This is a genomic window from Bradyrhizobium sp. PUT101 (assembly GCF_052043945.1).
Lineage (GTDB): Bacteria > Pseudomonadota > Alphaproteobacteria > Rhizobiales > Xanthobacteraceae > Bradyrhizobium.
This window is the reverse complement of the sequence record NZ_CP197207.1, coordinates 3,816,650-3,838,481: the sequence shown is the minus strand read 5'-3', so window position 1 is coordinate 3,838,481 and position 21,832 is coordinate 3,816,650. Positions and strand designations below refer to the sequence as shown.

The following is a 21,832-nucleotide window of genomic DNA, read 5'->3' as shown; positions in this document are numbered from 1 at the left end:
TTCTAAATTCGGGGGAGATGTCTGTGAGCGAGGGATCCTACAACGCGGTGACCTGGCTGCTCGACCGTAACGTCGAGGAAGGCCGCGCCAGCAAGCTCGCCTTCGACGACACCGTCTCGCGGCTCACCTATGGCGAGCTCTCGCGCGAGACCCGGCGCGCCGCCAACATGCTGCGCCGGCTTGGCGTTCGCCGCGAGGAGCGCGTGGCAATGATCATGCTGGATACGGTCGATTTCCCGATCGTGTTTCTGGGCGCGATCCGCGCCGGCGTCGTGCCGGTGCCGCTCAACACGCTTTTGACCGCCGACCAATACGCCTACATCCTCGCCGACTGCCGCGCACGCGTGCTGTTCGTGTCCGAAGCGCTCTATCCCGTCATCAAGGACGTCGTCGGCCGCATGCCCGATCTCGAGCATGTCGTGGTCTCCGGCGCCAAGCAGAACGGCCACAGGCAGCTCGCCGAGGAGCTCGCTGGCGAGAGCGACCGGTTCACAACCGCGGCGACGCATCCGGACGAGCCGGCGTTCTGGCTGTACTCGTCCGGCTCGACCGGCATGCCAAAGGGCGTGCGCCATCTGCATTCGAACTTGCAGGCGACCGCCGATACCTATGCGAAGCAGGTGCTCGGCATCCGCGAGAGCGATGTCTGTCTGTCCGCGGCAAAACTGTTCTTCGCCTATGGTCTCGGCAACGCGCTGACCTTCCCGATGTCGGTCGGCGCCAGCGTCGTCCTCAACAGCGAGCGTCCGACGCCGGCGCGCATGTTCGACCTGATGAACCGCTACAATCCTTCGATCTTCTACGGCGTGCCGACGCTGTTCGCAGCGATGCTCAACGACGAGGCGATGAAAGGCGAGCGCTGCGGCAAGAGTTTGCGCATCTGCACCTCCGCCGGAGAGGCGCTGCCGGAATCGGTCGGCAACAGCTGGAAGGCGCGCTTCGGCGTCGACATCCTCGACGGCGTCGGCTCGACCGAACTCTTGCACATCTTTCTCTCGAATGCGCCCGGCGACATCAAATACGGCTCCTCCGGCAAGCCGGTGCCGGGCTATGCGGTGCGGCTCGTCAACGAGGCCGGGCAGGACGTCGCCGACGGCGAGGTCGGCGAGCTCCTGGTCGACGCGCCGTCCGCCGGCGAAGGCTATTGGAACCAGCGTCACAAAAGCCGCCGCACGTTCGAGGGACCATGGACCCGCACCGGCGACAAATATGTCCGCGACTCGGAGGGCCGCTATACCTTCTGCGGCCGCGCCGACGACATGTTCAAGGTCTCCGGTATCTGGGTCTCACCGTTCGAGGTCGAGAGCGCACTGATCACGCATCCGGCCGTGCTGGAAGCCGCCGTGGTGCCCGAGGCCGATCCGGAGGGGCTGTTGAAGCCGAAGGCCTTCGTCGTGCTGCGGCCGGGCGCGACAACGACGGACTTGCAGGAGACGCTCAAGGAACACGTCAAGCAGAAGATCGGCCCATGGAAATACCCGCGCTGGATCGACGTGGTGGAGTCCTTGCCCAAGACCGCGACGGGGAAGATCCAGCGGTTCAAATTGCGGGAGGGCGCAAACTAGCAATAGGTCATCATGGCCGGGTTTGACCCGGCCATCCACGCGCAGCCGAGATTGACGACCGACATGGATGCCCGGGTCAAGCCCGGGCATGACGACCGAGAAGGACGAATGAACATGACCCTCACCCCCACCGGCTTCCTCAGCATCGACGGCGCCAGCCTCGAATACAAATGGCTCGCTCCGCAGGCCGCCGACGCGCCGACCATCGTGATGCTGCACGAAGGTCTCGGCTCGGTCGGCCTCTGGGGCGACTTCCCGGAGAAGCTCCAGCAAGCCACCGGCGCCGGCATTTTCGCCTATTCACGCGCGGGTTACGGCCAGTCCAGCCCGGTCGCGCTGCCGCGGCCGCTCGACTACATGCAGCGCGAGGCGCTGGACGTGCTGCCGAAGCTGCTTGATGCGATCGGCTTCAAACGGGGCCTCCTGCTCGGCCATTCTGACGGCGCCTCGATCGCGACGATCTATGCCGGGGCACATCAGGATCATCGCCTGAACGGTCTCGTGCTGATCGCGCCGCATTTCATCGTCGAGGACATCTCGATCAAATCCATCGCCGCGATCAAGACGACGTTCGAGACCACGGACCTCAAGGCAAAACTGGCGCGCTGGCACAAGAACATCGACAACGCCTTCTATGGCTGGAACGGCGCCTGGCTCGATCCGAAGTTCCGCGACTGGGACATCTCGGAATACCTGGCTTATATCCGCGTCCCCATCATGGTCCTGCAAGGCGCGGACGACCAATACGGCACCCTGCGTCAGGTCGAGATCGCGCAGGAAGAGTGCTACTGCCCGGTCGATCCGAAGATCATTCCAGGCGCGGGACATTCTCCGCATCGTGAAGCGCCCGGGCCGACGCTCGAGGCGATCGAGCAATTCGCACGAGCGACCCTTCGCGACGATCAGGGCCTGCAAGGACGCGCCGCGTGATGGCGGCCGAGAGTGGCGGCCATGAAACAAAGTGCATGCTATAGCTGCTGAGGGCTAGACTCATCCAAAAAGATGCACTATTGTGCATCCAACGCTCAAGCCAGAACGCATAATCAAACTCAGGGATGACCCATGGCCGGGGAAGATCGGCGCCTTGCAGGCGGCGCGACATTCATCGATTTCCAGACCGAACCGTCCCGGTACAAGCACTGGAAGCTCGCGGTCGAAGGCGACGTTGCGACGCTGACCATGGATGTCGACGAGAACGGCGGCCTGTTCGAGGGCTACCTGCTCAAGCTCAACTCCTATGACCTCGGCGTCGACATCGAGCTTGCCGACGCGCTCCAGCGCCTGCGCTTCGAGCATCCCGAGGTGAAGGTCGTGGTGATGCGCTCGGCCAAGAACCGCGTGTTCTGCGCCGGCGCCAATATCCGCATGCTGGCGGGCTCGACCCACGCTCACAAGGTCAATTTCTGCAAGTTCACCAACGAGACCCGCAACGGCATGGAAGACTCCTCGGAGAATTCCGGCCAGCGCTTCATCACCGTGGTGAACGGCTCCGCCGCCGGCGGCGGCTATGAGCTGGCGCTTGCGACCGATCACATCATTCTCGCCGATGACGGATCGTCCGCCGTTGCACTGCCCGAAGTGCCGCTGCTCGCGGTGCTGCCAGGCACCGGCGGTCTCACGCGTGTGGTCGACAAGCGCAAGGTGCGCCGCGACCACGCCGATTTTTTCTGCACCATCGAGGAGGGTGTGAAGGGCAAGCGCGCGGTGCAGTGGCGTCTCGTCGATGAGATCGCGCCGAATTCCAAATTGGAAGCCAAAATCGCCGAGCGCGCCAAGGAATTCGCGGCAGCCTCGAAACGCACCGGCAGCGGCAAGGGCATCGCATTGGCGCCGCTCAAGCGCGTCATCGACGAAAACAGCATCCGCTACGGCTTCGTCACCGTCGATATCGATCGCGCTGCCCGCATCGCCACCATCTCGATCAAGGCGCCGGAGGCCGCGCCGCCGGCCGACATCGACGGCATGATGGCGCAGGGCGCGTCGTTCTGGCCGCTCCAGGTCGCGCGCGAGCTCGATGACGCCATCCTGCATCTGCGCATCAACGAGCTCGAGATCGCCATGCTGGTGTTCAAGAGCCACGGCGATCGTGCCCATGTGCTCGCTTGCGATGCTTTCCTCGAAGCCAACAAGGCGCACTGGCTGGTCAACGAAATCCGCCACTACTGGAAGCGCGTGCTCAAGCGTATCGACGTCACCTCGCGCACGCTGGTGACGCTGGTCGAGCCCGGCTCCTGCTTTGCCGGCACGCTGGCCGAGCTCGTCTTCGCCGCCGACCGCTCCTACATGCTGATCGGCACGCGCCAGGGCGACAACCGTCCGCCGCCGTCGATCGAGCTGTCCGCGATGAATTTCGGCCCGTATCCGATGAGCCACGGCCTGACGCGGCTGCAGTCGCGCTTCCAGGCCGATCCGTCCGATGTGGAGCGCGCGGAAGCCACTCTCGGCACCGCGCTCGACGCGGAGCAGGCCGAAGAGCTCGGCCTCGTCACCTTCGCGCTCGACGACATCGACTGGGACGACGAGGTCCGCGTGTTCCTCGAGGAGCGCGCCAGCTTTTCGCCCGACAGCCTCACCGGCATGGAAGCGAGCCTGCGCTTCGCCGGCCCCGAGACGATGGAATCAAAGATCTTCTCGCGTCTCACCGCATGGCAGAACTGGATCTTCCAGCGTCCGAACGCCGTCGGCGAGGAAGGCGCGCTGCGCCGCTACGGCAGCGGCCAGAAGCCGAAATTCGATATGACGCGGGTGTGATGATTTTCGTGTCCCGGGCGCGGCGCAGCGCGAAGCGATGCGACGCAGAACCGGGACCCAGACGGACCAGACAATAGGTCCCGGCTCAGCAGTGCAGCACTTCGCGCTGCACTGCGTCCGGGACACGAGACCGATCAAGGAGCACGGCCATGAACATGAACATCATGAACGTCGACTACTCGACCAAGATTCCGAACAACGTCAACCTCGCCGAAGACCGCCAGGTTCTGAAGGCGCTGGAAGGCTGGCATCCCGGCTACATGGATTGGTGGAGCGACATGGGTCCGGAAGGCTTTCAGGAGTCGCTGGTGTATTTGCGCACCGCCTACTCGGTCGATCCGCGCGGCTGGGCCAAGTTCGATTACGTCCGCATGCCCGAATATCGCTGGGGCATTCTCCTTGCGCCGCAGGAAGAGAACCGCGTCGTGCCGTTCGGTGAGCACTACGGCGAGCCGGCCTGGCAGGAGGTCCCGGGCGAGCATCGCGCCATGCTGCGGCGCCTGATCGTGATCCAGGGCGACACCGAACCGGCCTCGGTCGAACAGCAGCGCCATCTCGGCAAGACCGCGCCCTCGCTCTACGACATGCGCAACCTGTTCCAGGTCAATGTCGAGGAAGGCCGTCACCTCTGGGCGATGGTGTACCTGCTGCAGAAATATTTCGGCCGCGACGGCCGTGAAGAAGCCGACGATCTCCTGCGCCGTCGCTCCGGCGATGCCGACGCGCCGCGCATGCTGGGCGCATTCAACGAGGCGACGCCGGACTGGCTGTCATTCTTCATGTTCACGTATTTCACGGACCGCGACGGCAAGATGCAGTTGCACTCACTGGCGCAGTCCGGCTTCGATCCGCTGTCGCGCACTTGCCGCTTCATGCTGACGGAAGAAGCCCACCACATGTTCGTCGGCGAGACCGGCATCACCCGCGTCGTGCAGCGCACCTGCGATGCGATGAAGGCGGCCGGCATCACCGACCCGACCGACATCGCCAAGGTCCGCGCGTTGGGGGTGATCGACCTGCCGACCATCCAGAAGAAGCTGAACCTGCACTATACGCTGTCGCTCGACCTGTTCGGCTCGGAAGTCTCGACCAACGCGGCCAACGCCTTCAACGCCGGCATCAAGGGCCGCTATCACGAGACCCAGATCGAGGACGACCACCAGCTCAAGAACTCCACCTATCCGGTGCTCAAGCTGATCAACGGCGAGATCAAGCTGGTCGATGAACCGGCGCTGACTGCGCTCAACATGCGCCTGCGCGATGATTACAGCCAGGATTGCGTCAAGGGCATGCTGCGCTGGAACAAGGTGATCTCGAGCGCGGGCTACGATTTCAAGCTCGCTCTGCCCAACGTCGCCTTCCACCGCCACATCGGCGAGTTCAAGGACGTTCACGCGACTCCCGACGGCATCCTGATCGACGATGCCACCTGGGCGAAACGACGCGACGAATGGCTGCCCTCGGCGAGCGACGGCGACTTCATCACCTCCCTGATGCAGCCCGTCACCGAGATCGGCCAGTTCGCCTCCTGGATCTCGCCGCCCAAGGTCGGCATCGACAACAAGCCCGGCGATTTCGAGTATGTGAAGATCGAGTCCTAAGCAACGGGAGCCGCTCCCGCAACACAAATGGCGTCATCACCCGCCCCGGTGCGCAATGGCGCAGCGGGGCGGGTGATCCTGTCTTCCAGAGGCGTAAAAAAATCCCTTATTAATCAAGGGGCATTCTACTGTGCATGGGGTTGTTTTCGACATTTTGTTTGGAGCCCCCCTGCGGGTGACGTGAGATCGCCCGATCAATCACTGTCCCACCCGCTGCCCTTGATCCCCGGATTCGCATACACGATGCCGCCATCCACCGCGATGGTGGCCCCCACCACATAGTCGCCGGCGCGCGAGGCGAGATAGATCGCGGCGCCCGCCATGTCCTCGTCGGTGCCGATGCGGCCTACGGGGACACGCGTCGCGACCTCGTCGGCGTGGTCGCGGGCGGCGCGGTTCATGTCGGACTTGAACGGGCCCGGCGCGATCGCCGTGACCACGATGTGGTCGGGGATCAGCTTCACCGCCATGCGCCGGGTCAGGTGGATGAGCGCGGCCTTGCTGGCCGCGTAGGAATAGGTCTCGCCCGGATTGACGAAGATGCCGTCGATCGAGGCGATGTTGATCACTTTTGCCAGCCGCTCGACAGTTGCCGATGCGCGTAGCGTGGGCGCCAGCGCCTTGGTCAGGAAGAACGGCGCCTTGACGTTGAGGTTCATCACCTTGTCCCAGCCGCTCTCCGGAAATTCGTCGAACTCCGCGCCCCAGGCCGCGCCTGCATTGTTGACGAGGATGTCGAGCCTGGATTCGCGTTTCTTAAATTCGCTCGCCAGCAGCTCGCAGCCGGCGAGCGTGGACATATCGATCGGCAGCGCGATGCATTCGCCGCCAGATTGCGCGGTGAGCTCTTTCGCGGTGGCTTCGCACGGTCCGGCCTTGCGCGCGGTGATGTAGACCTTGGCCGCGCCGGCGCTGAGAAATCCCGCCGCTATCATCTTGCCGATGCCGCGCGAGCCGCCGGTCACCAGCGCGATGCGGCCTTTGAGCGAGAACAGATCGTTGAACATGGTGCCTCCCTTGGTTGGGAGGCTGTGTGAGCCGGGGGAGGGGTGGGAGTCAAGGAATGTGCCCGGCTTGGCGCGACAGCCGACGGCGAGGCCTACGCCGCCGCGATCCGGCGAAAGCCGTTCCACATCGCGGTCGCGGCGCCCGAGGTCAGCACCGGCAGGATGCGCGCGTCCTGGTAGTTGCCGTTGAGCGAGACGCGGGGCAGTGCCGTCATGTGGCCGGCATTCTCCGCGAACAGCATGCCGGGCCGTGTCGTCACCGCGGTCTTGAAGCCGGCGGATGCGGCAAGGGCGAATTCGCGCATCCCCGCGGCCTCGCGATCGCCATAGGGATAGGCGAGGTGCAGCACGGGGCGCTCCAGCACCCGCTCGATCCGTGTGCGGCTGGCGGCCATCTCCTGCGCGGCGATGTTTTCCGCCTGCTTGGCGAGGTTGCAATGGCTGACGCTATGCGCGCCGATCGTGACCAGCGGATCGGCGGCAAATGTCTTCACCTCGGCCCAGGACAGGCACAGGCTCCGGCACAGCGCTTCCATGTCGATGTCGTATGTCGTGCAGAGCGCTTCGATCTCGCGTTTGAGGTCGTGCTCGCCCGGCAGTGCGCGCAGCCAGTCGTGCAGGCGGTCGAACGCCGCCTGCTTGGCCGCGGGCGTCGTCGCATCGAGCCGCAGAGCGGAATTGCCGATTCTGACGTCGATCTGCTCGGCTTTGGCGATCACGGCCTCCAGCGCCGCCCACCACAATCGTCCGGTGCCCTCGGCAAAATCGCTCGCGACATAGACCGCCAAAGGCGCGTCAAATTCGCGCAGCACCGGCAGAGCATAGTCGAGATTGTCGCGATAGCCGTCGTCGAGGGTGAAGGCGGCGAAGCGGCGGTCGAACCGGCCCTGCACCAGCCGCTCATGCAGCTCGTCCATGCTGACGATGTCGATGTCGCGCGAACGCAAATGGCGCAGCGTCGCGCGCAGGAATTCGGGCGTGACTTCGAGATGCCGGTTCGGCTGAAACGCGGCCTCACGGGCCGGCCGCACGTGGTGCAGCATGAAAATGGCGCCGACGCCCGACAAAAGTGGGCGCAGCAGGTGGTGCGCTCCGCTGAAATAGAGTGCTCCCAGCCCGGCGCGGATGACGTTGTTACGCAGTTGTTTCATGACCGGCTGGGGGACTCTGGCATTCCGCATTCAACTTACGGAAGAACCCTTGAAGAAAAAGTTATTCCGATTGTCCAGGCGGGGCCGTCGGAACGGCCGCATTTCCGGTTTGACAGCCTGCCAAGGGTTTGTTTTGTCTCCGTTTCCAGAGTTCGGGTCGTCGAATGCAGAAACTTTACAGGTGGGCCAGCAAATGGTGGCTAGGGCTGATCCCCCTGGCCGTCATGTGGGGATTTGCGGCCTGGAATAACACCTTACCGGTCGAGGCCGATCTGTCGGCCCGCAGCTCGGCTGCGCTGAAGGATACTGTTCTGGACAAGACACGGATCGTGGTCGATGGCCGCGATGTCAGCCTGGCCGCGGACGCCTTCTCCGAGGCGGGGCGCCGCGACGCCGTGGTGGCGGTCGAGACCGTCCCCGGCGTGCGGCTGGTCGACGACCGGACCCGCCTTGTTCCTGAGGCCAAACCCTTCGTCTGGACCGCCGAGCGCGACGTCGTGCGGGTGACTCTGTCAGGCTCGGCGCCCCTGCCCTCGATGAAGGGCCGGCTGACCGAGGCCGCCCGCAAGGAGGTCGGGGGCGTCGAGGTGGCCGACCAGATGGGGCTCGCGCGCGGCGCGCCGCCGCGGTTCGAGGCTGTTGCGATGCTGTTGCTGGATCAGATCGGCAAGCTCAAGGATGGCAAGATCACGATAACGGACACCAAGGTCAATCTGTCGGGCATGGCGCGCGAGCTCGGCGGCCGCGAGGCGATCGCGGCCGCGCTCAAGAACCTGCCTGAGGGTTTTTCTATTGCCGCCAACGAGATCAAGGCGCCGCCCTACATCTTCCAGGCCTACAAGGATCCGGTGGCCGCGACGGTGACGCTGACCGGCTATGTTCCCGACAACAATGTCCATGCGGCGATCGCCACCAGCGCCTCGCGAAAGTTCTTCACCGAGAAGGTCGTCGACAATCTCAAGGCCAGCGTCGGCGCACCCGGCTCCTTCAGCGCGGCCGTGGTCGCAGCGCTTGGCGCGCTGTCGCGGCTGTCGACCGGTACGCTCGTCGTCTCCGACCGCGAGGTGAAGCTGTCGGGCGATGCGCTGTACGAGGGTGCCGCCAACGACATCCGCGCAGGCCTCGGCAAGGACTTCCCGAAAAACTGGCAGTACAAGCCGGAGATCACGGTAAAGCCCGCGGCAGGCCCCGTCGATGGCACCGTGTGCCAGCAATTGTTCTCGGAGCTCCTGACCAAGAGCAAGATTCGCTTCGCGACCAGGCGTGCCGACATCGATCCTGACTCCGCCGGCATCCTCGATCGTCTCATCGAGACGGCGCTGCGCTGCCCCACCACCAATATCGAGGTTGTCGGGCATACCGACGCCGACGGCGAGGACTCCTTCAATCAGGCTCTCTCGGAAAAGCGCGCGCAGGCGGTGATCGACTATCTCGTCAAGGCCGGCCTGCCCGCCAGCCGCTTCGCCGCGGTCGGCCATGGCAGCACGCAGCCCGTCGCCGGCAACGACACCGACGAAGGCAAGGCGCAGAACCGCCGCATTGAGTTTCTGGTGAGGTGACGATGCCCTATCTCGTCTCGTTCCATCTGGGCTGGCTGATCGGCTCGCTGCTGCTGGGCTTCTGCATGGGCTGGATCTCGGTGGTCCAGCGCGGCAACGGCACCTCGAAGGTGACGGCGCGCTGGCTCGCCGCGCTCGCCGCAGCGCTGGTCGCGGCCTCGCTCGCCCATGTGGTCCCCGGCCGCTTCGGCTACTGGCTCGATCTCGGCCTGATCATGTTCGCCTGCTACCTCGTCGGCTGCACCATCGGTGCGTGGCTGCGCGACCGCGTGGTCTCGCGCACCGCACCTCCAGCCGCTCTGTGATGTTGCCGTGCCCCCTCACTGAAGGGACGGGGTGCGCGCGTCCGCCGCGGCCTTCCGGCGCGCCAGCATCCCGTCAACTGGCCGCTTCGATCGCCCTCTTTCAACAGGCAGGCCTGCCCCATAGATTGACGTCGGCTTAAGGCGTGACGGAACATTGTGCGGCCGAAATCATCAAAACTTCATGGCGTCTGCGCAGGATTGCCATGGAGATTCGCGTCGAGCCCTTGCCGCCGAAAGCGCCAAATTGCGCACCAGGAGCCGCAACCCTGCCTAAAATATTGAACGCACGTGTTTTTGTTCGAATTGGCGAATTCCACTCCGCCCGAAAACGCGCTAGTGGAGGGGCGGGGGGCATCCGCGATGCCGGAGCCGGCGGCGAGGATTCGTTGATTGCCTGTGCGTCGTCCGCCTGTCCGCCGGCCACCCTGGCCGCCGAAGTGTTGTTCGAGGTCTAGATGCTGGAAGCCATACGCAGGGCGATGTCGTTTCTGCGCCAGAAGCAAGTCCTGCATAAGCTTGGAGTTGTGATCAGCATCGCGGTCATCGGCATCGCTTGCTATGTGCTCTACCACATGCTGCGAGGCATCGATTTCAACGAGGTCCTCGAGGCGATCAAGAGCACCGAGCCGAGTCAGATTGCGATGTCGGCGCTGTTCGTCGCTGCGGGCTATTTCACCCTGACCTTCTACGACCTCTTCGCCACGCGCGCGATCGGCCATGCCCAGGTGCCCTATCGCATCAACGCGCTCGCGGCCTTCACCAGCTATTCCATCGGCCACAATGTCGGAGCCAGCGTCTTCACGGGCGGTGCGGTGCGCTACCGCATCTATTCGGCTTATGGGCTGAACGCGATCGACGTCGCAAAAATCTGCTTTCTCGCCGGCCTGACTTTCTGGCTGGGCAATGCCGCCGTGCTCGGTCTCGGCATCGCCTATCACCCGGAGGCCGCCGCCTCGATCGACCAGCTTCCGCCCTGGCTGAACCGGACGCTGGCGCTGATGATCATCGCGGCACTGGTCGGCTACGTGGTCTGGGTCTGGACCCAGCCGCGGGTGGTCGGCCGCGGCCCCTGGACCGTGGTGTTGCCGGGCGGCCCGCTGACGCTGCTCCAGATTGCGATCGGCATCATCGATCTCGGCTTCTGCGCGCTGGCGATGTATGTCCTGGTCCCGGACGAGCCCAATGTCGGCTTCGTCGTGGTCGCGGTCATCTTCGTCTCGGCCACCCTGCTCGGCTTCGCCAGCCATTCGCCCGGAGGCCTCGGCGTGTTCGACGCCGCCATGCTGGTCGGTCTCTGGCAGATGGACCGGGAGGAGCTTCTGGGCGGCATGCTGCTGTTCCGCGTCCTCTATTATCTGTCTCCCTTCGTCTTATCTGTAATCTTGCTGACGCTTCGCGAAGTTATCATCGGCGCGCGATCGAAGCGCTTGCAACAGGCGGCGCTCAAGCTGGATCCCGGCCCGGTGCGTGAAGCCGCCTATGTGAGAGAGCGCAGCGACGGCGGCGCCTGACCGGTGCCAGAGTCCTTAGGACAGTCCCCAGGAGAAGCCCGTCCCGATGGCGATCGACGCCCCATCTTCTCCCCCCGCCCAGCCCTGGTCCGACCGGCTCCGGCACTCGACCATCATCCTGATTGCCGCGGCGCTGGCGCTGTCCGTCGTGGCCTCGCTCGGCGAATTGTCGGCGCTGCACGCCGCGATCGTGTTCCTCTGCATCGCCGCGGCTGCCCTGATCCCCTGGCGGCTGCATGATCGCGCCGCTTCGCGCGACGACGTCAGGCGCATCAACCCGGTCGAGAGCGCGGCGGTGGCTGCGGTGGTCGCCGGCATGCCGGATCCGGCGGTGCTGCTCGACCGCGCCGGCCGCGTCATCCACCTCAACGCCGCGGCCGCCCAGCTCGCGCCGGCGCTACGCAGGAACGAGCTCGCCCAGTTCGCGCTGCGCTCGCCGGAGATCATCACGGCGCTGCGCGAGGCGATCGCCACCACCGAGCCGCGGCGCGCGACCTATCTCGACCATGTTCCGGTCGATCGCTGGATGGAGCTCATGATCACGCCGGTGCCGGTGCCGACCAGCTTCGGCGGCGCCGACAAATGCATGCTGATGACCTTCCACGACCAGACGCCACTGCGCCGGGTCGAGGAGATGCGCGCCGACTTCGTCGCGAATGCCAGCCACGAGCTGCGTACGCCACTGGCCGCGCTGTCGGGCTTCATCGACACGCTGCAGGGCCAGGCCAAGGACGATCCCAAGGCGCGCGAACGCTTCCTCGGCATCATGCACAACCAGGCCACGCGCATGGCGCGCCTGATCGACGATTTGCTGTCGCTGTCGCGGGTCGAGCTGTCGGCTCATGTCCGGCCCGACACCCTGGTCGACCTCATACCGATCATCCGCCAGGTCGCCGACGGGCTCGAGCCGCTGGCGCGCGAGCGCCAGGTCGAGGTGGAGATCGATCTGCCGGAGCTGCCGGTGATGATCGCGGGGGACCGCGAGGAACTGCTCCGCCTGTTCGAGAACCTGATCGAGAACGCGCTCAAATACGGCGCCTCCGGCGGACGCGTCATTGTGTCGCTGACACCAGGCATCGCCGCTGATGGAACTCAGGAAATCCGGGTCTTGGTCCGCGATTTCGGCCCCGGCATCGCACCGGAGCACCTGCCGCGGCTGACCGAGCGCTTCTACCGGGTGGACGTCGGCGACAGCCGCTCGCAAGGCGGGACCGGCCTCGGATTATCGCTGGTGAAACATATTCTTAACCGCCATCGCGGCCGCCTTCTGATTGAAAGCGTGCCCAAGCAGGGCGCCACTTTCACCGCCTGTTTTCCCCAGGTGAAGACTTCGGCTTGACCTGAAATTCAAGCAATTTCAATCGCTTGTCGGTGTCATCCAGCTGTCACGAAACCTTCGTAAAAGCACAGCCGACCGCCCCTAAACGAGCGGCGCGGGGAGCGCGATCGGGCGCGGATGGCGCTTCGCTCCCCTGTATGGAGACCAGCATGAATTTCATCAAAACTATGGTTGCTGCGGGCTTGGTCGCCGCAACGACGACGGCGGCCTTCGCAGCCGATATCACCGGTGCCGGTGCGACCTTCCCGTTCCCGCTCTATTCCAAGTGGGCTGACGCCTACAAGAAGGAGACCGGCAACGGTCTGAACTACCAGTCGATCGGTTCGGGCGGCGGCATCAAGCAGATCCAGGCCAAGACCGTCACCTTCGGCGCGAGCGATATGCCCCTCAAGCCTGAGCAGCTTGAAAAGGACGGAATGATCCAGTGGCCGCAGGCGATGGGTGCCTTGGTGCCGGTCGTCAATCTCGAAGGGATCAAGTCGGGCGAACTGGTGTTTTCTGGCGAGTTGCTGGGCGACATCTATCTGGGCAAGGTCAAGACATGGAATGACCCGGCGATCGCCAAGCTTAATCCCAAGGTGAAGCTCCCCTCGGACGCCATCACCGTCGTGCGTCGGTCGGACGGCTCCGGCACCACGTTCATCTGGACCGATTTCCTTACGAAGACGAATGCCGAGTGGAAGACGAAGGTCGGTGCCGGTACCGCGGTCGAGTGGCCAACGGGTGTTGGCGCCAAAGGCAATGAAGGCGTCGCGGGCAATGTCAGCCAGACCAAGAACTCGATCGGCTATGTCGAGTATGCCTATGCCAAGCAAAACAAGCTGACCTACGGTGCCCTGATCAACAAGTCTGGCAAGACCGTGCAGCCGACCGTTGCGGCCTTCCAGGCTGCGGCCGCCAACGCCGACTGGGCCGGCTCCAAGAACTACTATGTGATCCTGACCGACCAGCCCGGTGAAACGTCGTGGCCGATTACCGGCGCGACCTTCATCTTGATGCACAAGGATGCGACCGACAAGGCGGCGTCCCAGGAAGCCATCAAGTTCTTCAAGTGGGCGTTCGAGAAGGGCGACAAGATGGCGGAGGAGCTCGATTACATCCCGATGCCCGACACGGTCGTGAAGCAGATCGAGAAGACGTGGGCTGCCGAGATCAAGAGCTGATTGCAGCGTACTGAAACTCGCGCTCCGCCTCGGCGGGGCGCGAGTGAAAGAACGGCCCGGAATCCCAGGATTCCGGGTCCTTGAGACCACCCGGAACGACGCGGCAAACCGTCGAAAACGACCGCCTTTGGCGGCATGCAGATGGCGTAAGGCAAAACAGGGGATCGGCGTGGCAGAGATGGCCGTTCAGAGCGATGCAATCGACGACGCCGGACCGTATGATCGCGCCAAGGCCTTGGGCGCGTTCAAGCTCGGTGACGTCACCTTCTACTGGGTCACGCGGCTTTCCGCGATCTCGGTGCTGCTGATCCTCGGCGGCATTATCATTTCGCTGATCGTGGGCGCCTTCCCGGCGATCAAGGAATACGGCCTGTCGTTCCTGTGGACGCAGCGCTGGGCCCCTTCGGCCGATCCGCCCGTGCTCGGCGCGCTCGGGCCGATGTACGGTACGCTCGTCACCTCCTTCATCGCGATGCTGATCGCCATTCCCGTCGGTCTCGGCATTGCGATCTTCCTCACCGAGCTCTGTCCGCAATGGTTGCGCCGCCCGATCGGCATGGCGATCGAACTGCTCGCCGGCATTCCTTCGATCATCTACGGCATGTGGGGCTTCTTCGTGCTGGGGCCGTTCCTGGCCAACACCTTCCAGCCCTTCATGATCAGGGTGTTCGACGGCGTGCCCGTGCTCGGCGCGATCTTCGCAGGTCCCCCGTCCTATCTCAGCCTGTTCAATGCCGCGCTGATCCTCGCCATCATGGTGCTGCCCTTCATCACCTCGATCTCGGTCGACGTGTTCAAGACGGTGCCGCCGGTGCTGAAGGAAGCCGCCTACGGTGTCGGCTGCACCACGTGGGAAGTCGTGCGCAGCGTAGTGATCCCGTATACCCGCGTCGGCATCATCGGTGGCGTCATGCTGGCGCTGGGTCGCGCGCTCGGCGAGACGATGGCCGTGACTTTCATCATCGGCAACTCGTTCCGCATCTCTTCATCGATTTTCGCCCCGGGCACCACGATCTCGGCAGCGATCGCATCCGAGTTCGCCGAGAGCGACGGCTTGCACCAGTCCGGCCTGATCCTGCTCGGCCTGCTCCTGTTCGTGCTGACGTTCTTCGTGCTCGCGGCCGCGCGGCTGATGCTGATGCGCCTGGAAACCAAGGCCGGAAAGTGAAGCCATGAACCCGATCTATTCGCGCCGCCGCCGCTGGGACATCGTCATCCGCGGCCTCTGCATCGCAGCCGCCGCCTTCGGCGTCACCTGGCTCGCGCTGATCCTGGTCACGCTGCTCTACAACGGCTTGGCCGGGCTCAACCTTCAGGTCTTCACCGCAGACACGCCGCCGCCCGGATCGACCGAGGGCGGCCTGCGCAACGCCATCGTCGGCTCGCTGATCATGACCGTGATCGGCGTCGGCATCGGCGCGCCGCTCGGCATGTTCGCCGGCACCTATCTTGCCGAATACGGACGCAACGACAGGCTGACCTCGGTCATCCGTTTCATCAACGACATCCTGCTCTCGGCGCCCTCGATCATCATCGGCCTGTTCATCTACGGTGCGGTCGTGGTGCCGATGCGAGGCTTCTCGGCAATCGCTGGCGCGCTGGCGCTCGCCGTGATCGTGATCCCGGTCGTGGTGCGCACCACGGAGGACATGCTGCTGCTGGTGCCGAACCCGCTGCGTGAGGCGGCCTCCGCGCTCGGGCTGCCGCGTTCGCTGGTGATCAAGCGGATCGCCTACCGTGCGGCGCGCTCGGGCCTCATCACCGGCGTGCTGCTGGCCACGGCTCGCGTCGCGGGCGAGACCGCGCCGCTGCTGTTTACGGCGCTGTCGAACCAATTCTTCAGCCTCGGCCTGGACAAGACGATGGCCAACCTGCCGGTGACCATCAACAACTTCGTGCAGAGCCCCTACGCCTACTGGAAGCAACTCGCCTGGAGCGGTGCGCTGCTGATCACCCTGACTGTGCTTGCCCTGAACATTGGCGCCCGCATCCTTGGTGCCGAGAGGACCGCAAAATGAGTGAAATGTCTGTTTCCGTAAGCGCGCCGACCGTTCACCCCGGCTCGCATCCGCTGCCCGAGGCGCCTGCCAAGGTCACGGCGCGCAACCTCAACTTCTACTACGGTGAGCACCATGCGCTGAAGAACATCAATCTGGCGCTCGGCACCAATCGCGTCACGGCCTTCATCGGCCCGTCCGGCTGCGGCAAGTCGACCCTGCTGCGTATCTTCAACCGGATGTACGACCTCTACCCGGGCCAGCGCGCCACCGGCCAGCTCATGCTCGACCACACCAACATGCTCGACCCCAAGCTCGACCTCAATCTGCTGCGCGCCCGGGTCGGCATGGTGTTCCAGAAGCCGACCCCGTTCCCGATGACGATCTACGAGAACATCGCCTTCGGGATCCGCCTCTACGAGAAGATCTCGAAATCGGAGATGGACGATCGCGTGGAGAAGGCCCTGCGCGGCGGCGCGCTGTGGAACGAGGTCAAGGACAAGCTCAACGCCTCCGGCCTGTCGCTCTCCGGCGGCCAGCAGCAGCGCCTCTGCATTGCCCGTACCGTCGCGGTGCGGCCCGAGGTGATCCTGTTCGACGAGCCCTGCTCGGCGCTCGACCCGATCTCGACCGCCAAGGTCGAGGAGCTGATCCAGGAATTGTCCGAGAACTACACGATCGCGATCGTCACCCACAACATGCAGCAGGCGGCCCGCGTCTCCGACAAGACCGCCTTCATGTATCTCGGCGAGCTGATCGAGTTCGACGACACCAGCAAGATCTTCACGTCGCCGACCGACCGGCGCACGCAGGATTACATCACCGGCCGGTTCGGCTGAGGAGACGGAACATGGGTTCTGAACATACCGCAAAGGCTTTCGACACCGACCTGCAGGAGCTCACCCGCCTGGTCGCTGAGATGGGCGGCATTGCCGAGCGCATGATCGTCGATTCCGTCGACGCGCTGATCCGCCGCGACGTCACGCTCGGTCAGCGCGTCGTCACCACCGACGCCGAGCTCGATATGCTGCAGAAGCGCATCGAGGAGCGCGCCGTGCTCACCATCGCCCGCCGCCAGCCGATGGCGGTCGATCTGCGCGAGATCGTCGGCGCCATGCGCGTCGCGACCGATCTCGAGCGCATCGGCGATCTCGCCAAGAACATGGGCAAGCGCGTCGCGGCGCTGGAGACCGACTTCCACCCGCTCAAACTGTTCCGCGGGCTGGAGCACATGACCGACCTCGTGCAGCAGCAGGTCAAGTCGGTGCTGGACGCCTATGCCGCGCACGATCTGCCGGCGGCGATGGCGGTGTGGAAAGGCGACGAGGAAGTCGACGCCATCTGCACCTCGCTGTTCCGCGAACTCCTCACCTACATGATGGAGGATCCGCGCAACATCTCTTTCTGCATCCATTTGATGTTCTGTGCCAAGAACATCGAGCGGATCGGTGACCACGCCACCAACATCGCCGAGACCGTGTTCTACATGATCGAGGGCCAGGCGATCACCGACAAGCGGCCGAAGGGCGACATGACGACCTTCGCCACGACGGTGCCGAATACCTAAGGAGCGACGACAACATGGGCGCACGCATTATGGTGGTTGAGGACGAGGAAGCTCTCACCGAGCTTCTCCGCTACAACCTCGAAGGCGACGGCTATGACGTCGAGACGGTTATGCGCGGCGACGACGCCGACACCCGCCTCAAGGAGCACATTCCCGATCTGATCGTGCTCGACTGGATGCTGCCGGGCCTGTCGGGCATCGAGCTGTGCCGGCGGCTGCGCACCCGTCCCGAAACCAAGCAGCTGCCGATCATCATGCTTACCGCGCGCGGCGAGGAGAGCGAGCGGGTGCGGGGACTTGCGACCGGTGCCGACGATTACATCGTCAAGCCGTTCTCGGTGCCGGAGCTGCTGGCGCGCGTGAAGGGTCTGCTCAGGCGCGCCAGCCCCGAGCGGCTCGCCACCGTGCTCGCCTATGGCGACATCGAGCTCGACCGCGACAAGCGCCGCGTGGCGCGCTCGGGCCGGCCGATCGATCTCGGCCCGACCGAATATCGTCTGCTGGAGTTCTTCCTGGAGCATCCCGGCCGCGTGTTCTCGCGCGAGCAGCTGCTCGACAGCGTCTGGGGCCGCGACATCTACATCGACGAGCGCACTGTCGACGTCCACATCGGCCGCCTGCGCAAGCTGCTCAATCTCGGCCGCGAGCAGGATCCGATCCGCACCGTCCGTGGCGCCGGCTATGCGCTGGACGATCGGTTCGCGAAGGCGGAGCAGACCTGAGTTTTGTGAATGTCGAATTAGCGAGCCGCGGCAACAATCTTGGCCGTCATCCCGGGGCGCGCGTAGTGCGAGCCCGGGATCCAAAACCACAGGACGTGGTTTGGCGAAGACTCGCAGTAGCCATCTCGCGCAATCACTGCGCCCTGTGGTTATGGATCCCCGCCTCCGCGGGGATGACACCGAGTAAGTCGAGCCGTCATCATGTGACGGCTGCAATCAGCCAGATCTATAAGCTCACCGCGTGCCCGGCTTCGCCGGTGCGCGCCGCCGATCCGCTGCGGGCTGATACGCCACGCGCGAATGCTGCGCGCAGTAGGGCAGGCCCGAGAGCGCCTTGCCGCCGCAGAAGAAGAAATCCGGGCTGGAGGGATCGCCGACCGGCCAGTGGCAGGTTGCCTCGTTCAATTCCAGCAGCGACAGCCGCTGGCTCATCGGCACCACGTTGTCGTAGGTGACGGGCTCGGCCTCCACCTCGACCTCGAAGGCCTGCGCCAGCGCGGTGTTGCCGCGGGCGACGGGGCGGGTCACCCGCATCATGTGCTGCGCAGGCCGGGCCTTGCGCGGCCGGGGCGCTGCCGATGAAGGGCTCTTGGCGCGGCCGGACAAGCCGAGCCGGTGCACTTTGCCGATCACGGCATTGCGGGTCACATTGCCGAGCTCCGCCGCGATCTGGCTGGCCGAAAGTCCGGCCTCCCAAAGCTTTTTCAGCTGCTCGACGCGATCATCGGACCAGGTCAAAACCGTCATTGCACCCTTTCCCTCGCTGCGCGCCTGCCATCCTGGGGCCTTCGCAGCGATTGCCTAAGCCTTGAAAAACCCGTGCCGCCAGAATCCCCTAAGGCTCGCCGGGCGCGCTCAAGACGCCCGAACGTTTACGCCGGTACATGAGGACTTAGAGGATCAGAACTGCTGCACGAGATGTCGTATCTGACAGTCCAAACGCTACAATATGGCGTGACTCCCGCGCAAGAGTCCGCCGACTCGCGTCCACATGTTCCGTGGTGAAAATCCCGCAAAATCGGCACCGCAAGACTACGGATTCAGCGTTTCGCGAGGCTTTCCAGGCGGCATTGACACCCGTCTTGTCAGGCATAAGATAGCCCCACGTGCCGCCCTTAAAAGGCGGCACGTTTCGTTTTCCGGGCCGGTCAATGGTGCGTTGCGCAATGCACGCGTCACACCGTCCGCAACATTCAAGTGACGTCATGACTAACAGCGCCGCGCCGCATTTGCTCCCCGTTTTCGCCAGGGCCGACCTCGGTTTCGAGCGCGGCGAAGGCTGCTGGCTGATCGCGACCAATGGGGATCGCTATCTCGATTTCACCTCCGGCGTGGCGGTGAATGCGCTCGGCCATGCGCATCCCACTCTGGTCAAGGCGTTGCAGGAGCAGGCGACGAAGCTCTGGCACATGTCGAACCTGTTCCAGAGCCCGGACGGCGAGAAGCTCGCGGCGCGTCTGTGCAACGAAAGTTTTGCGGACTTCGTGTTCTTCTGCAATTCCGGCGCCGAGGCGCTGGAAGGCGTGATCAAGCTGGTGCGCCACCATCACTTCTCCAAGGGGCATCCTGAGCGCTATCGCATCATCACCTTCGAGGGCGCCTTCCATGGCCGCACGCTGGCGACGCTGGCTGCCACCGGTTCTGCAAAATATCTCGAGGGCTTCGGTCCACCGATGGACGGCTTCGACCAGGTACCGCATGGCGACCTCGAAGCCGTCAAGAAGGCGATCGGCCCGCACACCGCCGGCATTCTCATCGAGCCGATCCAGGGCGAGGGTGGCGTTCGTTCTGCGCCTCCCGCCTTCCTGAAGGCGCTGCGCGAGCTCTGCAACGAGCACGGCCTATTGCTCGCCTTCGACGAGGTGCAGACTGGCATGGGCCGGACCGGCGAACTCTTTGCCTACAAGCGCACCGGCGTCGTGCCCGACGTGATGTCGCTGGCGAAGGCGCTCGGCGGCGGTTTCCCGATCGGCGCGGTGCTCGCCACCGCCGACGCTGCGCGCGGCATGGGGCCGGGCTCGCACGGTTCGACCTTCGGCGGCAATCCGCTCGCGATCTCGGCTGCGAACGCCGTTCTCGACGTCATGCTCAAACCCGGCTTCTTCGGTCACGTGCAGAAAATGTCGCTGCTGCTGAAGCAGAAGCTCGCCTCCGTGATCGATCGCCATCCCGAAGTCGTCAGCGAGGTGCGCGGCGAAGGCCTCCTGATCGGCATCAAGGCCGTGGTGCCCTCGGGCGATCTCGTCGCGGCGCTGCGTACCGAAAAATTGCTCACCGTCGGAGCCGGCGACAATGTCGTGCGCTTCCTGCCACCCTTGATCGTTACCGAGGCGGAGATCGAAGACAGCGTCGGGCGGCTCGAACGCGCCTGCACCGCAATCTCTTCCAGCCAGACCAAGCGGGCGGCAAGCTGATGAGCAAGACGCCCAATAAGACTCCAAAGCACTTTTTGGACATCAACGAGCTGCCGCTGTCGGAGCTCAAGAGCATGCTCGCCGCCTCGTCGGCCATGAAGGCGAAGCAGAAGGCGCACCAGCCTGTCAGGCCGCTTGAAGGCAAGACGCTGGCGATGATCTTCGAGCGGCCCTCGACGCGGACGCGGGTGTCGTTCGATGTCGCCATGCGCCAGCTTGGCGGCGAGCCCATCATGCTCACCGGCGCCGAGATGCAGCTCGGTCGCGGCGAGACCATCGCCGACACCGCGCGGGTGCTGTCGCGCTATGTCGACGCCATCATGATCCGCATCCTCAATCACGAGGCGCTGCTGGAGCTTGCGGCCTATGCGACCGTGCCCGTGATCAACGGCCTGACGCGGCGGTCGCATCCCTGCCAGGTGATGGCCGACCTCATGACCTATGAGGAGCATCGCGGCCCGATCGAGGGCAAGACGGTGGCCTGGACCGGCGATGACAACAACGTGCTGGCGTCCTGGGCGCATGCCGCCGAGCGCTTCAAGTTCCAGCTCAACGTCGCAACACCTCCTGAACTCGCGCCGAAGAAGGCAATGCGCGACTGGATCAAGACGTCAGGCGCGCCGATCGTGCTCGGCACCGATCCGGAAGCCGCTGTGCGCGGCGCCGACTGCGTCGTCACCGACACCTGGGTGTCGATGGGCGACAAGGAGGGCGAGCACCGCCACAACGTGCTCAAGCCCTACCAGGTCAATGCCAAGCTGATGTCGCTGGCCAAACCCGATGCGCTGTTCATGCACTGCCTGCCAGCGCATCGCGGCGAGGAGGTCACCGACGAGGTGATCGACGGTCCGCAATCGGTCGTGTTCGACGAGGCCGAAAACCGCCTGCACGCGCAGAAGGGTATTTTGGCCTGGTGCTTTGACGCGGTGAAGTAGCGGGCGCGATGGAGCGGTGGCTGCGCCACGCTCCACTGTCGTCCAAGCGTGCCAGAAGCACGCGCCGATCCGGGGTCCATACCGCGGAATCTCTCTTGTGGCGGATGGCCAGAGGCCGACAGTTTTCGCCAAACCGCAGCCTGTGCCTATGGGTCCCGGATCGGCGCTCACGCTTGTCCGGGACGACACCAATTTGAGGCGGCATGGCACAGCTCAACTTGCATCCGGAACATGCCGCCCCACGC

At 64.5% G+C, this 21,832-nt stretch carries 19 protein-coding genes; 16 read left to right on the top strand and 3 right to left on the bottom strand.

Going from position 1 to position 21,832, the window contains the following annotated elements:
- The first annotated feature begins 23 nt into the window (after positions 1-23).
- The 4 genes from ACSHT2_RS18750 to boxB all read left to right on the top strand — a co-directional run bounded on the left by ACSHT2_RS18750 (position 24) and on the right by boxB (position 5,917).
- Entirely contained in the window at positions 24-1,565 is a 1,542-nt protein-coding gene (locus ACSHT2_RS18750) for a benzoate-CoA ligase family protein (RefSeq protein WP_440635653.1), read from the top strand.
- A 108-nt stretch (positions 1,566-1,673) separates the two neighbouring features.
- Positions 1,674-2,495: an alpha/beta fold hydrolase gene (locus tag ACSHT2_RS18745; RefSeq protein WP_440635651.1), complete on the top strand. Its 822-nt coding sequence runs from the start codon at positions 1,674-1,676 to the stop codon at positions 2,493-2,495.
- A 132-nt stretch (positions 2,496-2,627) separates the two neighbouring features.
- Positions 2,628-4,316: a 2,3-epoxybenzoyl-CoA dihydrolase gene (gene boxC / locus ACSHT2_RS18740; RefSeq protein WP_440635649.1), complete on the top strand. Its 1,689-nt coding sequence runs from the start codon at positions 2,628-2,630 to the stop codon at positions 4,314-4,316.
- A gap of 149 nt (positions 4,317-4,465) precedes the next feature.
- Positions 4,466-5,917 (top strand): benzoyl-CoA 2,3-epoxidase subunit BoxB, encoded by a 1,452-nt coding sequence (gene boxB, locus ACSHT2_RS18735; RefSeq protein ID WP_440635647.1) that lies wholly within the window; start codon positions 4,466-4,468, stop codon positions 5,915-5,917.
- 194 nt (positions 5,918-6,111) lie between these two features.
- Here boxB and ACSHT2_RS18730 read toward each other — a convergent pair whose 3' ends face one another.
- Together ACSHT2_RS18730 and ACSHT2_RS18725 are read right to left on the bottom strand one after the other, a co-directional pair.
- Positions 6,112-6,924, bottom strand: a complete 813-nt coding sequence (locus tag ACSHT2_RS18730) for an SDR family oxidoreductase (RefSeq protein ID WP_440635645.1) — start codon at positions 6,922-6,924, stop codon at positions 6,112-6,114.
- Positions 6,925-7,016: 92 nt separating this feature from the next.
- Positions 7,017-8,075 (bottom strand): polysaccharide deacetylase family protein, encoded by a 1,059-nt coding sequence (locus ACSHT2_RS18725; RefSeq protein ID WP_440635643.1) that lies wholly within the window; start codon positions 8,073-8,075, stop codon positions 7,017-7,019.
- Positions 8,076-8,239: 164 nt separating this feature from the next.
- Here ACSHT2_RS18725 and ACSHT2_RS18720 point away from each other — a divergent pair, with 164 nt between their 5' ends.
- The 10 genes from ACSHT2_RS18720 (at position 8,240) to phoB (ending at position 18,238) form a co-directional block, all read left to right on the top strand.
- Complete coding sequence (locus ACSHT2_RS18720; RefSeq protein WP_440635641.1) at positions 8,240-9,634, top strand: OmpA family protein; 1,395 nt, start codon at positions 8,240-8,242, stop codon at positions 9,632-9,634.
- 2 nt (positions 9,635-9,636) lie between these two features.
- Positions 9,637-9,939, top strand: coding sequence for a hypothetical protein (locus ACSHT2_RS18715; protein ID WP_028179026.1), 303 nt, complete (start codon positions 9,637-9,639; stop codon positions 9,937-9,939).
- 455 nt (positions 9,940-10,394) lie between these two features.
- Positions 10,395-11,450, top strand: coding sequence for a lysylphosphatidylglycerol synthase domain-containing protein (locus tag ACSHT2_RS18710; protein ID WP_440635639.1), 1,056 nt, complete (start codon positions 10,395-10,397; stop codon positions 11,448-11,450).
- A gap of 46 nt (positions 11,451-11,496) precedes the next feature.
- Positions 11,497-12,789 carry an ATP-binding protein gene (locus ACSHT2_RS18705; RefSeq protein ID WP_440635637.1) on the top strand — a complete coding sequence of 431 codons (1,293 nt, stop codon included), beginning with the start codon at positions 11,497-11,499 and terminating at the stop codon, positions 12,787-12,789.
- A 149-nt stretch (positions 12,790-12,938) separates the two neighbouring features.
- Positions 12,939-13,952, top strand: a complete 1,014-nt coding sequence (pstS, locus tag ACSHT2_RS18700; protein WP_440635635.1) for a phosphate ABC transporter substrate-binding protein PstS — start codon at positions 12,939-12,941, stop codon at positions 13,950-13,952.
- A gap of 178 nt (positions 13,953-14,130) precedes the next feature.
- Positions 14,131-15,120: a phosphate ABC transporter permease subunit PstC gene (gene pstC / locus ACSHT2_RS18695; protein ID WP_271527466.1), complete on the top strand. Its 990-nt coding sequence runs from the start codon at positions 14,131-14,133 to the stop codon at positions 15,118-15,120.
- A 4-nt stretch (positions 15,121-15,124) separates the two neighbouring features.
- Positions 15,125-15,970: a phosphate ABC transporter permease PstA gene (gene pstA, locus ACSHT2_RS18690; RefSeq protein ID WP_271527300.1), complete on the top strand. Its 846-nt coding sequence runs from the start codon at positions 15,125-15,127 to the stop codon at positions 15,968-15,970.
- Entirely contained in the window at positions 15,967-16,788 is an 822-nt protein-coding gene (pstB, locus tag ACSHT2_RS18685; protein ID WP_440635632.1) for a phosphate ABC transporter ATP-binding protein PstB, read from the top strand. Before pstA ends, pstB begins: the two co-directional genes overlap by 4 nt.
- An 11-nt stretch (positions 16,789-16,799) precedes the next feature.
- Positions 16,800-17,516, top strand: a complete 717-nt coding sequence (phoU, locus tag ACSHT2_RS18680) for a phosphate signaling complex protein PhoU (protein ID WP_124161718.1) — start codon at positions 16,800-16,802, stop codon at positions 17,514-17,516.
- Positions 17,517-17,530: 14 nt separating this feature from the next.
- Positions 17,531-18,238, top strand: coding sequence for a phosphate regulon transcriptional regulator PhoB (gene phoB, locus ACSHT2_RS18675; RefSeq protein ID WP_008143479.1), 708 nt, complete (start codon positions 17,531-17,533; stop codon positions 18,236-18,238).
- A gap of 234 nt (positions 18,239-18,472) precedes the next feature.
- Here phoB and ACSHT2_RS18670 read toward each other — a convergent pair whose 3' ends face one another.
- Positions 18,473-18,985 carry a GcrA family cell cycle regulator gene (locus ACSHT2_RS18670; RefSeq protein WP_024337097.1) on the bottom strand — a complete coding sequence of 171 codons (513 nt, stop codon included), beginning with the start codon at positions 18,983-18,985 and terminating at the stop codon, positions 18,473-18,475.
- A gap of 458 nt (positions 18,986-19,443) precedes the next feature.
- On the opposite strand from ACSHT2_RS18670, the gene ACSHT2_RS18665 reads away from it, so the two are divergent.
- Both ACSHT2_RS18665 and argF read left to right on the top strand, forming a co-directional pair.
- Positions 19,444-20,652 carry an aspartate aminotransferase family protein gene (locus ACSHT2_RS18665; RefSeq protein WP_440635629.1) on the top strand — a complete coding sequence of 403 codons (1,209 nt, stop codon included), beginning with the start codon at positions 19,444-19,446 and terminating at the stop codon, positions 20,650-20,652.
- On the top strand, positions 20,652-21,587 hold the full coding sequence (gene argF / locus ACSHT2_RS18660) for an ornithine carbamoyltransferase (RefSeq protein WP_319326686.1): 936 nt from the start codon (positions 20,652-20,654) through the stop codon (positions 21,585-21,587). Before ACSHT2_RS18665 ends, argF begins: the two co-directional genes overlap by 1 nt.
- Positions 21,588-21,832 lie beyond the last annotated feature (245 nt).